Raw genomic sequence first — 14772 nt, 5'->3', positions numbered from 1 at the left:
CCTCTTTGCGACAGCGTCCGGCATCAAATCTGCTCGGCCAGCGCTTCGATTTGCGCTTGGCGTTCGGCCTGGCTCAGTTTCGAGTGCGGGTTGAGGGACGACCATTGCGGGTGTGCCCGCGCTTTGCTCAGCGCCTCTGGCAGTTTGCCTTCGCGCCAGGTTTTCTCTTGCGGTGTTGCCACCTTGATACTGTCCACCGCCGCGTGCCCCCGCGCATTCAGCGCATGCAGCAGTTGGCGTTGGCGCAAGGCCAGCAAGCGCAACACGCTGTCGTCCACGGTCAGTTCGCGTTGACCTTTGATTTTGCCCAGCAGGCGGCTGCCGTAACTGCGCGCGGTTTGCAGGGCGCCACCGGCAATGGCACCGGCCAACGCCGCCGCGCCCAAGGTCAGGCCGCCGACCATCAAGTCCACACCCGCCCCCGCCGCGGCGCCCGCGGCAATACCGCCGCCCACCCGCACGCCCAGTTGCTTGAGGGTTTCAGGGTTGAACAGGTCATCGCCCCAGCGCCCGTCCAGCAGCGGCAAATCGCTGGCCGCTGCGTCGCTGGCGCGAAAGCCATAGAGCTTGAGCAAGGCTTCGACGCAACGTTGTTCACGTTGGCGAATGGCCTGTCGCAGTTGGTTGATGGCGTCTTGCTCGGCACTTTTTTCGCTGATTACGCTGCGCCGACACGCGGCGCAATCAATCAGCAATTCGGCGATCAGGCGCAATGCGCTGTGCTTGCGCGCCACGCGTTGAGCCTGCTGGTCAGTGATCAGGCGCTGCAACGCGTCCCGTGAGTGTTCCAGCAGCAGCGCCAGGCTTTCATACAAACGGCGCTCGCCGTCTTCGGGCGGGGCCACGCTGTCGAAGCGCACCAACGCATGCAAGCCCAGACGCGCCAGTGCGTCGCGCCATTCGGGTTCGCGTTGCTGCGGGTTGCTGACGAAATTCAATACTGGCAGCAACGGTTTGCCGCAACTGGCCAGCACACTGAGTTCGTCGCGGTACTTGGCCAGCACCGGTTCGCGGGCATCAATCACGTACAGCCCCGCATCCGAGGCCAGCAATTGGCGCAACACTTTGGCTTCTTGCTCAAAGCGCTGGCGGGCCTCGCTGCCTTCAAGAAAGCGCGCGACGCGCGCCGGGCCGTCCAGACGTTCGCCGGGGCGGTCGAGGCGCTCAAGGTAGTCGAGCAGCGCAATGGCATCTTCCAGCCCCGGTGTGTCGTACAACTCCAGTAACGGCTCGCCGTCCACCGACAGCCGCGCCCCTTCGACATGCCGAGTGGTGCTGGGGCGATGGGACACTTCACCGAAACCCACATCCCGCGTGAGGGTGCGCAATAGCGAGGTTTTGCCGACATTGGTGTGGCCGACCACGGCCAGCGTCAGTGGCTTAGTCATGACCTGTCTCCAGCCAGTTCAAGGGGGCGCTGGTGGCGAACGGCAGGCCCAGTTGCTTGAGCGCGGTGTGCCAGTCGCTCAGGCGGTCGGCGTCCAGCGCCTGGCCGGGCGGGGCTTGCAGCAGCCAGACCCGTGTTTGAGCAGCGCTGCGGGCCAGTTCGCCGATTAACGCCAGGCTGCCGCGATCCGGTGAGCGCCTGGGGTCACAGGCAATCGCCAGCCGCGCAGGCGGGAAACGGGTCATTTGCTCCAGCAGGGTTTGGCGTGATTCGCGGCTGTCGAGGATGCCTGCGTCTTTCACCGTTGCGGGCAATGTGGGCGGCCACGGGTGTTGGTCGTCGAGTTCGATGGCCACGATCAGTGCGCCATCGGTGTGCAGATCTGTGTTCCCAGCCTGTACCGTGTGCAGTTGCTCGGGCGCGATGTCGTTCACGCCAAGGCGTTCGCTGCTCGGCATCAAGGTTTCGCGCAGTTGACTGTAGCCGGGCAAGTTGAGGTCCAGTTGCAGCGCATTGCGCCCGCTCTTCCAGCGCCAGCGGCAGAAAAGGTAAAGCAGCAAGCGCGGGATCACGCCATAAATAAGGACCGCGCCGACAAGCCAGATCGCCCACGACTGACGTACCAGTTCGTTGTTGTAGAGGCTGCTGTCAGTGCTGACGAGGATCATTTCCACCGTGGGCACGCTGAACCCCAGCCAGTTCGGCAGAGCGCCCAGCGCCCGTGTGGCGGCGACAAACGCATCGGCCCCCAGAATGGTGGTTTCCCAGATAAACCCGTAGCGGCGGGTGGCCATGAGCAGCAGCATCATCACCAATGCGCTGAGCATTGCCAGCAGCCACAGCCCGTTGACCAATGCGCCGAGCGCCCAGCGATTGAGCTTGCGCCGTTGCAGCAACAACAGGAGGGCGGGGGCCAGTTGGGCGGCCTTGGCATCGCGGGCGAGCTTGTCGCTGAGCCACAGCCATACGCGGCCAAGGCTGGCGCCGTGCTCACCGGCCAACAGCAGGCCAAGCACCCAACTGAGCAATAAAATCGAGTTGAGGCCCAGCAGGCTGCCCAGCGCCCAGAACACATTAACCGGGGTTTGCCCGTTGCCCAGCGCGGCAAAGGCCAGCCCTGCGCCACTGATCACGGCCAACACCGCCAGCACCAGCACCGCCAGCCGTGCGCCTTGTAGCCAATGGTGCAGGGCGCTGAGCAAACCATCGCGTTCAGCCAGCCACAAGGCACGATGCTCAAGGCGTTGGGTCAGGTCGCCGCCGCTGCTGCGGGCGCGACGATTGGCTTCCTGGTCATCCAGCGGGCCCGCGTGTTCTTCGCGCAGGCGCACGGTTTCAGTCAGCCACAGGCGTTGCAAAGGGGAAAGTTGAGTCACAGGCCAATCCATTCAAGTGAGCCAAGAGCATAACCGCTGTTACGTCGCACGGGGTACTGCGGGCGCGGGTCGCTCTGGTATCCTCGCCAGCATGAAAAAATCTCTCCCCCTCAGCCTGATCGCAGCCCTCGGTGAAAACCGCGTGATCGGCGTCGATAACAGCATGCCGTGGCATTTGCCGGCGGATTTCAAATATTTCAAGGCCACCACCCTGGGCAAGCCGATCATTATGGGTCGCAAAACCTGGGATTCGCTGGGCCGCCCTTTACCGGGGCGCTTGAACCTGGTGGTCAGTCGTCAGACCGACTTGCAGCTTGAAGGTGCCGAGGTGTTTGCCTCGCTCGATGCGGCCGTGGAGCGCGCACAGGCGTGGGCCAAAGAGCAGGGCGTGAGCGAAGTGATGTTGATTGGCGGCGCGCAGTTGTACACCCAGGGGCTGGCAGATGCCGACCGGTTGTACCTGACGCGTGTGGGGCTTAGCCCGCAAGGCGATGCGTGGTTCCCTGAGTTTGATCAGGCGCAGTGGACGCGGGTGTCGAATGAGCCGCATGCGGCTGAAGAGGGCAAGCCGGGTTTCAGTTTTGAGGTGTGGGAAAGGGTCTAACATTTTGTAAACGCTTTACGCGCAGTTGCGTATGCGTTGCCGAAGGCTGCGATCTTTTGCTCTTGAAGCTCGCAGCCTGCGGCAGTTCCAACGGGGTTACGCGAATTTACGCGTGCGCCAGCTCACCATGATCGTCTTCAGCCAAAATGGCTTTATCCGTTTCATTCATGATCTGGCTGGTTACCGTACCGGCAACCATTGCGCCACTCACGTTCAAGGCCGTGCGGCCCATGTCGATCAGCGGCTCGACCGAGATCAGCAACGCCACCAGCGACACCGGCAAGCCCATCGCTGGCAAGACGATCAGCGCGGCGAAGGTTGCACCACCGCCCACGCCTGCCACACCGGCCGAACTCAGGGTCACAATCGCTACCAGCGTGGCAATCCACAGCGGGTCCAGCGGGTTGATACCCACGGTGGGGGCAACCATCACCGCCAGCATCGCCGGGTACAGACCGGCACAGCCGTTTTGCCCGATGGTCGCGCCAAACGAGGCCGCGAAGCTGGCGATGGACGACGGAATCCCCAGGCGACGGGTTTGCGCTTCAATGCTCAACGGGATGCTGGCGGCGCTCGAACGGCTGGTAAACGCGAACGTCAGCACTGGCCATACTTTGCGGAAGAAACGCAGCGGGTTAACCCCGGAAAACGACACAATCACGCCGTGAATCACGAACATCAGCGCCAGGCCGATGTAGGACACCACCACAAAGCTGCCGAGTTTGATGATGTCTTGCAGGTTGGACATGGCGACCACTTTGGTCATCAAGGCCAGCACGCCGTACGGGGTGAGCTTCATCACCAGACGCACCAGACGCATCACCCAGGCTTGCAGGGTGTCGATGGCGTTAAGCACTTTGCTGCCTTTTTCAGGCTCGTCCTTGAACAGTTGCAGCGCAGCAACCCCCAGGAACGCGGCAAAGATCACCACGCTGATGATCGACGTCGGCTTGGCACGGGCCAAGTCAGCAAACGGGTTTTGCGGGATGAACGACAGCAGCAACTGCGGCACATTCAGGTCGGCCACTTTACCGGCGTAATCGCTCTGGATGATTTGCAGGCGGCTCATTTCAGCTGCGCCCGCCACCAGGCCGTCAGCCGTGAGGCCGAACAGGTTGGTCAGGCCGATGCCGACCAGCGCTGCAATCATGGTGGTGAACAGCAGGGTGCCGATGGTCAGAAAGCTGATCTTGCCCAACGACGATGCGTTGTGCAGGCGCGCGACCGCGCTGAGGATCGAAGCAAAGACCAGCGGAATCACGATCATTTGCAGCAGTTGCACATAGCCGCTGCCGACCAGATCGAACCAGCCGATAGAGGTTTTCAGGGTTGGGCTTTCTGCACCGTAGATCAGGTGCAAACCAAGACCAAACATCACACCGACAACCAGCGCCAGCAGGACTTTTTTCGCCAGGCTCCACGCGGTGTGGCGGGTCAGCGACAAGCCGAACAGCAACGCGAGGAACACCAGCAGATTGAGGATCAGCGGGTAATTCATGAAAGCTCCGGGGGGGCGACTTGTACCAGTCTTGGGTTGTAACAATTTCGAACCGGAAATGCTAACAGGTTGATATAGCTAGAAATATACCGTTCTGGAATGACTACCTATGTTTTGGGTATAAGCCTCGTCCCCCTGCGCGATACAAAAATCCCGGCACGCGGCCGGGATTTTTGAATGGAGCCGCCTGGCTTATGGCACCAGCTTGTCCAGCAAGGCTTTGTCACGCACCGCGCCTTTGTCGGCACTGGTGGCCAGCAAGGCATACGCCTTCAATGCTGTCGTGACTTTGCGCGGGCGTACTTCCACCGGCTTCCAGCCCTTTTTGTCTTGCGCGGCACGACGAGTGGCCATTTCTTCATCGCTGATCAACAGGTTGATCGAGCGGTTGGGAATGTCGATCAGCACTTTGTCGCCGTCCTGTACCAAACCAATCGCGCCACCGGCGGCCGCTTCTGGCGAAGCGTGGCCAATGGACAGGCCCGAAGTACCGCCCGAGAAGCGGCCATCGGTCAGCAGTGCGCAGGCTTTGCCCAGCCCTTTGGATTTGAGGTACGAAGTGGGGTAGAGCATCTCTTGCATGCCGGGGCCGCCTTTAGGGCCTTCGTAACGAATGATCACGATATCGCCGGCTTTTACCTCGTCTGCCAAAATGCCGCGCACGGCGCTGTCCTGGCTTTCGAAGATTTTGGCATTGCCTTCAAACACGTGAATCGACTCGTCAACGCCAGCGGTTTTCACCACACAGCCGTCCAGCGCGATGTTGCCGTAGAGCACGGCCAGGCCGCCCTCTTGCGAATACGCATGTTCGACACTGCGGATGCAGCCGTTTTCACGGTCGTCGTCCAGCGTGTCCCAACGGGTTGACTGGCTAAACGCGGTTTGTGTCGGGATACCGGCCGGGCCTGCGCGGAAGAAGGTGTGGACGGCTTCGTCGTCAGTCTGGGTGATGTCCCACTTGGCAATGCCTTCGGCCATTGTCTTGCTGTGTACGGTCGCCAGGTCGGTGTGCAACAAGCCACCACGGGCCAGCGAGCCGAGAATGGAGAAAATGCCGCCTGCGCGGTGCACGTCTTCCATGTGGTACTTCTGGATGTTTGGCGCCACTTTGCACAGCTGCGGCACATGGCGCGACAGGCGGTCGATGTCTTTGAGGTCGAAATCGATCTCGGCCTCCTGGGCGGCGGCCAGCAAGTGCAGGATGGTGTTGGTCGAGCCGCCCATGGCGATGTCCAGCGTCATGGCGTTTTCGAACGCCTTGAAGTTGGCGATGTTACGCGGCAGTACCGACTCGTCGTTTTCGACGTAGTACTGACGGCACAGGTCGACAATGGTGCGCCCCGCTTGCAGGAACAATTGCTCGCGGTCGCTGTGGGTGGCCAGTGCCGAGCCATTGCCCGGCAAGGCGAGGCCCAGGGCTTCGGTCAGGCAGTTCATCGAGTTGGCGGTGAACATGCCGGAGCACGAACCGCAGGTGGGGCATGCGCTGCGCTCGTACTCGGCAACCTTCTCGTCAGAAGCGCTGGAGTCGGCGGCGATGACCATGGCGTCTACCAGGTCGAGGCCGTGGCTGGCGAGCTTGGTTTTGCCCGCTTCCATTGGCCCGCCCGAGACGAAAATCACCGGGATGTTGAGGCGTAACGAAGCCATCAGCATGCCGGGGGTGATTTTGTCGCAGTTGGAAATACACACGATGGCGTCGGCGCAGTGCGCGTTGACCATGTACTCAACGGAGTCGGCAATGATCTCGCGGCTCGGCAGCGAGTACAGCATGCCGTCGTGGCCCATGGCGATGCCGTCGTCGACGGCGATGGTGTTGAATTCTTTGGCAACGCCGCCAGCGCGTTCGATCTCGCGGGCAACCAGTTGACCCATGTCTTTGAGGTGGACGTGGCCGGGTACGAACTGGGTAAAGGAGTTGGCAATGGCGATGATCGGCTTCTTGAAGTCGGCATCTTTCATCCCCGTGGCGCGCCACAAAGCGCGGGCACCGGCCATATTGCGGCCGTGGGTGGAGGTTTTTGAACGATAGTCAGGCATGGAACAACTCCGGGCGGCTAATCAGGTAACAAACAGGGAAGTGAGCTTCTAATGACTGAGGGACCACACAGAAAATGACTACGTGTCCGAAAGCTGCCGTGAGCGCTGCGGGATCGCCGCGTGCCTGGGCCTGAGCTCATAAACCCGCCGGGGATGATTGGCGATGAATGCGTCGATTCTACACGGCTGGCGTGCGGAGGGAATGGGCCAAAGTATGGGGCTGAATCGTAAAAGACTCAGGCAACAGGTTGTATACGCTGGTGCTGGCAAATGCATGCGATCAAGCCCAATGCAATCAGGCTCATTGACACAAAGCCCGTTGCCAGCGTGATTTGCAGGCTGCCGGGGATCAGATTGACCAAGGCGCTGACCGTGCCTGCGAAAATGAATATGAGCGCGCTGCCGACGGACGATGCAGTGCCTGCCCACTCAGGGAACACGTCCATCGCCCGCGAAGTGGCAATGGGCCGGGCAATGGTGATGCCTGCAGTGCAGACGATCATGGGCAGCAACACACTTGGCACGCTTAAGCCCATGAGCTGGTACAGGAGCAACATGAGTACCCCCGCCACAAGGATTAACAGCAGGCCTACGATGATCTGGCTGTTTGCACTGATGCGCCGGGCCAGCAGGTGAGCCATCAACCCGCCGCTCACATAGGCTGCACCATACAGCAGCAAAATCAGCGAGTATCGGTAGCTGGTCAGTTGCAGTTGCTCAAGAAACAGCAATGGCGAAACGACGATGAATGAGAAGTGACAGGCAAAGGCAAGGGCTGCAATCAGCCAGTAGCTGATGAACATCGGGCTGCGGCAAACAATGGCGTAGGCTCCCAGCAGGCTGTGGGAGGGCTGTGCAGGGGCAGCGTGCTCGGTTAGCTGGTGCCAGGCAATGATCCATACCCCTGAGGCCAGTGCAATAAACAGCCAAAAGCTCCCGGGCCAGTCAAATGTTTCCTGCAACAGGGTCCCAGCCAGCGGCGACAGTGAAATCGCCAGCCCGCTGGCGGTGACCATCAGGATTCGCAACGAGTCCCGTTTTTTACCGGTGAACAGGTCTTGAACCAAGGCTTGAGACAACACAAAACATCCACACCCGACTGCCTGCACACACCTGAACAGTAAAAATCCCAGGTAGTGCGTAGAGAGCACGCAGCCCGCTGCTCCGACAATCGACATGGCCATGCCAGTCAGCAACAGGGACTTGCGTCCTAATTTGTCAGAAAGGGGTCCAATCAGCAGTTGCGATATGGAAATGCCAATGGCGAAAAGGCTGACGGATAGCGCGATATCGCTGGGTGTGCGTTGATAGTACTCAGCCAGTGCCGGGAATGAGGGCAACACCACATCCAGCGGGAATACCCCCAGCACCACCATGCTCAGCAACAAGAAAATGGCCATGCCGCGTCGGTTGTCCGGGGCTTCAGGCATCGATATAACCCGCGTTTTGAAAAAGGTGCCGGTTATGCGCGATGTTGAAAAAACCGGCGTTGAATAACGCCTGCAGGGTGACTTTGGCGCCAGAACGTACACGCTGTTGATGTGCGTGCGGTTGCTGCAAGCGTGTGGTGATGTATTCGAGGGTGTCGGGGTGCAGGTCGACACTGGCCAGGCTTTCTTTTAGCCAGTGAGTGTCGCTCTCGAAAAAGATCTCGAGGATGGCGAGCAGCTGCGTGGCGGCGAGGGTGCGCTGGCAGTCATCAAACAATGGCCACAGATGGCTGAACACGTCGCAAAAATAGCGGCTGTGTCGGGCTTCGTCGGCCAGGTGGCTCTTGAACATGTGCAACACGGTAGAAACAAGGGGCAGGCGGACCGCGCTCAATAACTCTTTGGCAATGATGGTTTCGGATACAAAACCGATCAAAAACCAAACCATCGCCTCGTCAGTCGGGCTGCATGCCTGTATCCGCTCCAGCAGGCGGCGGATGCGACTGGCCGGGCGTGAGCGGTTGTCGATGCCATATAACTCGGCCACCTGTTCGGCGATTTGATTGGAAAACAGCGCGTGATAACCCTCGTCTGTATACAGCTGCAAAGCGGCAGTTTTCACAGCGCAAGGCACAGGTACACCCAGTTCGTCATGGATCAGTGTTTCGACCGCGCGGTTAACCAGTTTGTGTTCCAGGACCGTGGTGTAGTCGAGAAAGTACACCAGTTGATTGGCTTCAAGGCGTCGCACCACAGAAGGCCCGGCCAATACGATGTCAGGGTGGTCGAGATAGGGCATGAAGTCGGGTACGAACCAGTGGCGTTCGCCCAGTTGGTGCTCCAGGTCGGCAGGCAATGTGTAGGGTGAGCGATTCGTGCGTACGCTGGCTTTGGTATCCCAGTCTGGCAGGGTACAGGGTGGGTACAGGGCAAAAGGCTCGGGGGGGCAATGTTCTCTCACGAGGCTACTTCCTGGTGCTTGATCAGTGCCATCAGCTCCGGGCACTGAACCTGACCATCGCCCTGGCCACAGCCGACAAAGAACAGGGGTTGCTCCGGGCTGTCTTTCAGACCCAGCAGTGCTTCAACACGATCATCGGTTAAGGCGCCGGTCAGCCAGGTATCGAGGCCCAGTTGTGTCGCTACGAGCTGAAAGGTTTGAGAAATATGCCCGACTTCAACGTAGGCCATTCGATAGGCTCGTGAGTGTTCGTATTTCCACCACAGTTTGTCGAAGCGCGAGGTGATGAACAGGCCTACGGGTAACGGGTTGATGAAGTGTTGCCCACATAGCAGCTGCCCCAGCGGTTCCTCGGGCAGCGTATTGATCAGGCTCAGGGCATGCAGTTCGCTTGAGTAGGCATAAACGCCGGGTTTGATCCCCTTCACATTGCGCACATAAACGTAGCCTTCGCAGGCATTGAGTCCACCCCCTGAAGGGCTGCTGCGGCGTGCTTCCATGCCACGCGGGATGGACAGATTGGTATCGCCCTTGCGCTCGTTGAGATACCCCAGTGAAAGGTAAAGCAAAGTACTGAGCTGGCTGAGGGACAGGCTTTGCCCGGTGAATAAGCGAGAGGTCTTTCGGCTGAGCAGGGCAGTGGCCAAAGAGCCTTTCAAGACCTTGGCAGGGGCACACGCGGGCAGGGCGACCATATGCCCGTTATGAGGGTCAATCCGATGAGGGGGCGGCGCGGGAGTACTCAGCACTTGCGAACAGTGGGCAAGGTACTGTGTGGCCCATTCATTGGCATCTTTGGGGACGTGCTCTTGTGGCAGGTTTTTCGTGCCGATATGAAAAATCTTCGACAAGTCGTCCCACCCCCATTCAGGGCTGGGGATATGTTCGTGAGTGATGATCGAGGCTGTCAGAAAGGCCTGGTCAATCGGATTGTGTTTACTGAACAGTTCAGGGCAAGAAATAAGTTGGGTCAAGCGTTCACTGTAATCAGCGTCGAGTTCGTATTGTGTGTGATTAAAGAAGTTCCAGACGATGTGGTGGGGTGATCGGGCCAATATAAACAAGTAAGGATTTATATGCATGGATGAACAACTCTGGAGTGAGAGGGTAATGAAACCGGGGTGCCGACATTCCCCGGTTCCATTATCGTCCGTGTGACTTTAGCGCTGAATCACAGCGAGACAAGCCAGGTTGGCGATTTTATTAGCTTCCAGAGTGATTGCTTTCATCTTGATGCTCCTTACATTGGGATAGGACACTTCAGATATTAAGTTCAGCCACTTCATGCTGTGCCATTCTTAAAGTGACTTTGATAAAACTAGCTCCTCAATAAAAAATGACAACGTCGAATTGTGTAAGTTATTGCCCGCCTTTGCGTAGGAATAATCTTGCTAAGTATGATGACTGTAGGGGCGCCCCCGGCACCCTTACAAAAATGGCCGTATAGGCGATCTGCAACTTAGCGCTTAGAGTATCGGTGTGTTTTAACAACAGGGATTTTGAACAATGGTCATTACACGCTCTATCAAGGCTTGCCTGGGCATTGGCCTGGTGCAGGGACTGCTGCTCTGGTTGGCCAGCGGTATCAGCGAACATGGCATCAAGTTTGCGCTGGTCACGGCGGTTTTGGTGGGGGGCACCAATGCGCTGCTACTGGGCGATGCCCTGCGTCAGCGCGGCACCCTGTGGCTGGTAGTGGCGTTGACGGTGGTGATGTCGGCCATCAGCGCCTGGGTGTTTTGGGACGGCGGGGAGCAGTGGCGCTCCAGCAGTTGGCTGACCGGCAGCTGGACGTGTTTTGCCGTGGTGATTGCCTACATTTGTACGGCCTTCATCTTAAGCTGGCCAACCCGCGAAGGGCGCTGTCCGCGTTACGAAGACTTGTTCCGTCACGCGTGGGACACGGTGTTCATCGTGTTGCTGGGGTTGCTGCTTAACGGCGTGTTCTGGGCCTTGATTCTGCTGTGGGGCAGCCTGTTCAAGATGCTCGGGATTGTGGCGCTTAACCAACTGTTCTCCACGGACGGGTTCATCTACATCAGTTCAGCCGTAGTGTTTGCACTGGGCGTGAAGATGGGCCGCGACAACGATCGGGTCATTGGCCTGTTGCGCGGCATTCTGCTCACGCTATGCCGCTTCTTGCTGCCTCTGGGGGCATTGATTGCCCTCGTGTTCACCTTCGCCCTGGCCTTTACCGGGTTAGGCCCGATCTGGGACACGGGGTATTCGACGCCGATCATGTTGTGCCTGGTGGCGGTCAATCTGTTTTTGCTCAACGGTGTGGTGCAAGACGGCGAGCACGAAAGCGGCTATCCGAAGTGGCTGCTGCGCATGGTCGACCTGTGCCTGTTGTGCCTGCCAGTACTGGTGGTGCTGGCCGGGTATTCGAGCTGGTTAAGAATTGAGCAGTACGGCCTGACGCCAACCCGTTTACTGGCGATGCTGCTGGTGGTCGTGATGCTGGTGCACAGCGTGGCCGCCGCTTGGGCCGCCGTGGTGCCGCAGCGTCAGTGGTTGTGGCGCTTGCGGGTCAGCAACCCGGTAATTGCACTGCTGAGCGTGGTGGTGTTGCTGGCGATTCACACCCCGTGGTTCAGCCCGTTGCAGTTCAGCGCCAAAAACCAGATAAACCGGGTCTTGAGTGGCCAGTCATCGGTCGAAACCTTTGATGCCGATGCCTTGCGCTATCGCTTGGGACTTCCCGGCAAACAGGCCTATGACGCGTTGCTGGCGCAAGTGGAGCAAGGGCAGGTATTGACGGAGCCTGAGCGCCAAGTGCTGCTCAAACGTCTGAAGGATGCAGACACCGGCGGTGGTGTTCGAGCGCCGAATGCGCGGGTGCTGGAATGGATCGGCCCCAAGGTTGAAGGCAGTGAGCAATTTGATCTGCCGGGCGTAGGCGGGCAGCCGTGCTGGGCGCCGGGTTGCGCACTGTGGGCCGTGGATCTGGACAACGACGGGCAGGTGGAAGTACTGCAATTGCCCAAGCAAGGTTGGTCTGACGGGCTGTACTTTTTTACGCGCGATGCGCAAGGCGAATGGAAGCGTGCGGGCACCTATGAAGGTGGCGAAAGCCCACTTCAACTGATTGATCAGATTCGGGCAGGGAAGGTGAAGGTGGTGAAGCCGCGCTACCAGTCATTGCAGATTGGCGAGGTTGAGTTGAACCCCAAACTGGACCGCGAACCCCAGCCATGAAGCGCAACCCGTAGCCGCTGGCGGCTACGGGTTGACCCTACTGCTTAGCTGTTGGGCAGCAAGCGGCAGGTGATGCTTTTGATGTAGCGAGTTTCTGGGATCGCCGGGTGTACCGGGTGATCCGGGCCTTGGCTGCCGCGTTCCAGCAACTGGATGTTGCGGTCCAGGTGGCGGGCGCTGGTCAGCAAGATGTTTTGCAGGTCGTCTTCGGGCAGGTGCATGGAGCACGATGCGCTGAACAGGATGCCGTCTTTGGTGAGCAGGCGCATGGCTTGCTCGTTGAGGCGGCGATACGCGCCTTCGCCGTTTTTCAGGTCTTTTTTGCGTTTGATGAACGCCGGAGGGTCGGCCACGATCACGTCGAAACGTTCTTCGTTGGCTTTGAGCTCTTTAAGCGCTTCAAACACGTCGCCTTCCATGCAGGTCACACGCTCGGCAAAACCGTTCAGTGCCGCGTTACGCTCAACACCGTCCAGTGCGAACGAGGACGCGTCAACACACATCACTTCGCTGGCGCCAAAGGCCGCTGCTTGAATGCCCCAGCCGCCGATGTAGCTGTACAAGTCCAGGACACGTTTGCCCTTGGCGTACGGTGCCAGGCGGGCACGGTTCATGCGGTGGTCGTAGAACCAGCCGGTTTTCTGGCCGGCAATGACCGGTGCTTCGAACTTGACGCCGTTTTCTTCCAGCGCGACCCACTCCGGCACCAGGCCGAAGACGGTTTCGACGTAACGCTCAAGGCCTTCGGCATCACGGGCAGCCGAGTCGTTCTTGAACAGAATGCCGCTTGGCTTGACCACTTGGACCAAGGCTGCAATCACGTCAGCTTTGTGCATTTCCATGGTTGCAGAGGCCAGTTGCACCACCAGGATGTCGCCGAAACGATCCACCACCAGGCCTGGCAGCAGATCGGAATCGCCGAACACCAGACGGTAGTAAGGCTTGTCGAACAGGCGATCACGCAAGGACAAGGCCACGTTGAGGCGGTGAACCAAAAACGATTTGTCTAAGGGCACTTTCACGTCGCGCGACAGCAGGCGCGCGCAGATCAGGTTGTTAGGGCTCATGGCAACGATGCCCAGCGATTTGCCGCCAGCAGTCTCCAGCACCGCTTGGTCGCCAGCCTTAAAGCCGTGCAACGGAGTGGTGGCTACATCGATTTCGTTGCTGTAGACCCACAAGTGGCCGGCGCGCAGGCGTCGATCGGCATTGGCTTTAAGGCGCAGGCTTGGCAGGGACATGACGTCGCTCCGGGTATTGAAAAGGGCGCGATTATAGCCTTAGACGCAAGCGTGGGGCTTGGTTGATTCACCGCATTGCGTCGGATTACGTGCCCAACCCTGCCGAAAATTCCGTTAGAATCGCGGGCTATTCCAGAGTGTGTCGTCATGCCCCCAGAGCTTTCATCCGAACAGATCAGCCAAACGCTGCAAGGCATCAGTGTGCCGCCTCAACCGCAAATCATGGTGGATTTGCAGATGGAGCAGTACATGCCCGATCCGGACCTGGAAGTGATCGCCCGTCTGATTGCCCAAGACCCCGGTTTATCGGGCGCCTTGATGAAGATCGTCAACTCGCCGCATTACGGTCTGAGCAACAAAATTGCCTCGATTCAACGTGCTGTCACGTTGCTGGGCAGCCGTACCGTGATCAACCTGATCAACGCGCAGTCGATCAAGGGCGAGATGTGCGATGAAACCATCGTGACCCTCAACCGTTTTTGGGACACCGCGCAGGACGTGGCCATGACCAGCATGACGCTGGCCAAGCGCACCGGCTCTCAGGCAGTCGATGAAGCCTACGCGCTGGGGTTGTTTCACGATTGCGGCATCCCGCTGATGCTCAAGCGCTTCCCTGACTACATGACCGTGCTGGAGCAAGCCTACGCCAATGCCGGCCCGGCCAGCCGTGTGGTTGACACCGAAAACCGCCATTTCAACACCAACCACGCGGTGGTCGGTTATTACACGGCCAAGTCCTGGCGCTTGCCGGAACACCTGACCCACGCCATTGCCAATCACCACAATGCGCTGGCGATTTTCAGCGATGACTCGTCGCGCAACAGCCAACTGAAAAACCTGCTGGCGATCCTCAAGATGGCTGAGCACATTTGCGCCTCGCACAAGGTGTTGGGTAATCAGCGCGAAGACCACGAGTGGAACAGCATCAGCCACTTGGTGCTCGATTACATCGGTTTGTCCGAATACGACTTTGAAAACCTCAAAGAGAGCATCCGCGAGCTGGGTGCTCACTAGGTTTTTCCCCGCAGGAGCCTTGC

General features: G+C 59.1%; 11 protein-coding genes. 3 read left to right on the top strand and 8 right to left on the bottom strand.

Annotated elements, in window-relative coordinates; all coding sequences use genetic code 11:
• Positions 1-23: 23 nt before the first annotated feature.
• Positions 24-1388: a GTPase/DUF3482 domain-containing protein gene (locus tag AP059_RS19930; protein ID WP_059765635.1), complete on the bottom strand. Its 1365-nt coding sequence runs from the start codon at positions 1386-1388 to the stop codon at positions 24-26.
• The gene (locus AP059_RS19925; protein WP_059765633.1) at positions 1381-2763 is read right to left on the bottom strand and encodes a DUF2868 domain-containing protein; all 1383 of its coding nucleotides are present in this window, start codon (positions 2761-2763) and stop codon (positions 1381-1383) included. The genes AP059_RS19930 and AP059_RS19925 overlap by 8 nt, the downstream gene beginning before the upstream one ends.
• A 91-nt stretch (positions 2764-2854) precedes the next feature.
• Here AP059_RS19925 and AP059_RS19920 point away from each other — a divergent pair, with 91 nt between their 5' ends.
• Complete coding sequence (locus tag AP059_RS19920; RefSeq protein ID WP_059765630.1) at positions 2855-3367, top strand: dihydrofolate reductase; 513 nt, start codon at positions 2855-2857, stop codon at positions 3365-3367.
• Positions 3368-3473: 106 nt separating this feature from the next.
• On the opposite strand, the gene AP059_RS19915 is transcribed toward AP059_RS19920, so the two are convergent.
• The 5 genes from AP059_RS19915 to AP059_RS19895 form a co-directional block, all read right to left on the bottom strand.
• On the bottom strand, positions 3474-4865 hold the full coding sequence (locus AP059_RS19915; RefSeq protein ID WP_059765627.1) for an L-cystine transporter: 1392 nt from the start codon (positions 4863-4865) through the stop codon (positions 3474-3476).
• 192 nt (positions 4866-5057) lie between these two features.
• Positions 5058-6905, bottom strand: a complete 1848-nt coding sequence (gene ilvD / locus AP059_RS19910; protein WP_059765624.1) for a dihydroxy-acid dehydratase — start codon at positions 6903-6905, stop codon at positions 5058-5060.
• Positions 6906-7141: 236 nt separating this feature from the next.
• Positions 7142-8335 (bottom strand): MFS transporter, encoded by a 1194-nt coding sequence (locus tag AP059_RS19905; RefSeq protein WP_059765622.1) that lies wholly within the window; start codon positions 8333-8335, stop codon positions 7142-7144.
• A complete protein-coding gene (locus AP059_RS19900; protein ID WP_059765620.1) occupies positions 8328-9296 on the bottom strand; it encodes a diiron oxygenase in 969 nt (322 codons plus the stop codon). The genes AP059_RS19905 and AP059_RS19900 overlap by 8 nt, the downstream gene beginning before the upstream one ends.
• Positions 9293-10378: a SagB/ThcOx family dehydrogenase gene (locus AP059_RS19895; protein WP_059765618.1), complete on the bottom strand. Its 1086-nt coding sequence runs from the start codon at positions 10376-10378 to the stop codon at positions 9293-9295. Before AP059_RS19895 ends, AP059_RS19900 begins: the two co-directional genes overlap by 4 nt.
• Positions 10379-10802: 424 nt before the next feature.
• Between AP059_RS19895 and AP059_RS19890 the strand changes: the two genes are divergently transcribed.
• Positions 10803-12494: a DUF4153 domain-containing protein gene (locus AP059_RS19890; protein ID WP_059765616.1), complete on the top strand. Its 1692-nt coding sequence runs from the start codon at positions 10803-10805 to the stop codon at positions 12492-12494.
• A gap of 44 nt (positions 12495-12538) precedes the next feature.
• On the opposite strand, the gene AP059_RS19885 is transcribed toward AP059_RS19890, so the two are convergent.
• Complete coding sequence (locus AP059_RS19885; RefSeq protein WP_048364015.1) at positions 12539-13735, bottom strand: class I SAM-dependent rRNA methyltransferase; 1197 nt, start codon at positions 13733-13735, stop codon at positions 12539-12541.
• A gap of 201 nt (positions 13736-13936) precedes the next feature.
• Between AP059_RS19885 and AP059_RS19880 the strand changes: the two genes are divergently transcribed.
• The gene (locus AP059_RS19880; protein ID WP_165599953.1) at positions 13937-14749 is read left to right on the top strand and encodes an HDOD domain-containing protein; all 813 of its coding nucleotides are present in this window, start codon (positions 13937-13939) and stop codon (positions 14747-14749) included.
• Positions 14750-14772 lie beyond the last annotated feature (23 nt).

Origin of the sequence: Pseudomonas sp. TAA207, assembly GCF_001529285.1 — a bacterium.
In the GTDB taxonomy this organism is placed as follows: Bacteria; Pseudomonadota; Gammaproteobacteria; order Pseudomonadales; family Pseudomonadaceae; genus Aquipseudomonas; species Aquipseudomonas weihenstephanensis.
The sequence above is the reverse complement of the archived record's forward strand: the minus strand, read 5'-3'. Positions and strand labels throughout refer to the sequence as shown.

What these genes read in the sequence shown, in the direction of transcription:
- AP059_RS19930 (WP_059765635.1), bottom strand. Translation starts at nt 1,388, where the DNA reads ATGACTAAGCCACTGACGCTGGCCGTGGTCGGCCACACCAATGTCGGC.
- AP059_RS19920 (WP_059765630.1), top strand. Translation starts at nt 2,855, where the DNA reads ATGAAAAAATCTCTCCCCCTCAGCCTGATCGCAGCCCTCGGTGAAAAC.
- AP059_RS19915 (WP_059765627.1), bottom strand. Translation starts at nt 4,865, where the DNA reads ATGAATTACCCGCTGATCCTCAATCTGCTGGTGTTCCTCGCGTTGCTG.
- ilvD (WP_059765624.1), bottom strand. Translation starts at nt 6,905, where the DNA reads ATGCCTGACTATCGTTCAAAAACCTCCACCCACGGCCGCAATATGGCC.
- AP059_RS19905 (WP_059765622.1), bottom strand. Translation starts at nt 8,335, where the DNA reads ATGCCTGAAGCCCCGGACAACCGACGCGGCATGGCCATTTTCTTGTTG.
- AP059_RS19895 (WP_059765618.1), bottom strand. Translation starts at nt 10,378, where the DNA reads ATGCATATAAATCCTTACTTGTTTATATTGGCCCGATCACCCCACCAC.
- AP059_RS19890 (WP_059765616.1), top strand. Translation starts at nt 10,803, where the DNA reads ATGGTCATTACACGCTCTATCAAGGCTTGCCTGGGCATTGGCCTGGTG.
- AP059_RS19885 (WP_048364015.1), bottom strand. Translation starts at nt 13,735, where the DNA reads ATGTCCCTGCCAAGCCTGCGCCTTAAAGCCAATGCCGATCGACGCCTG.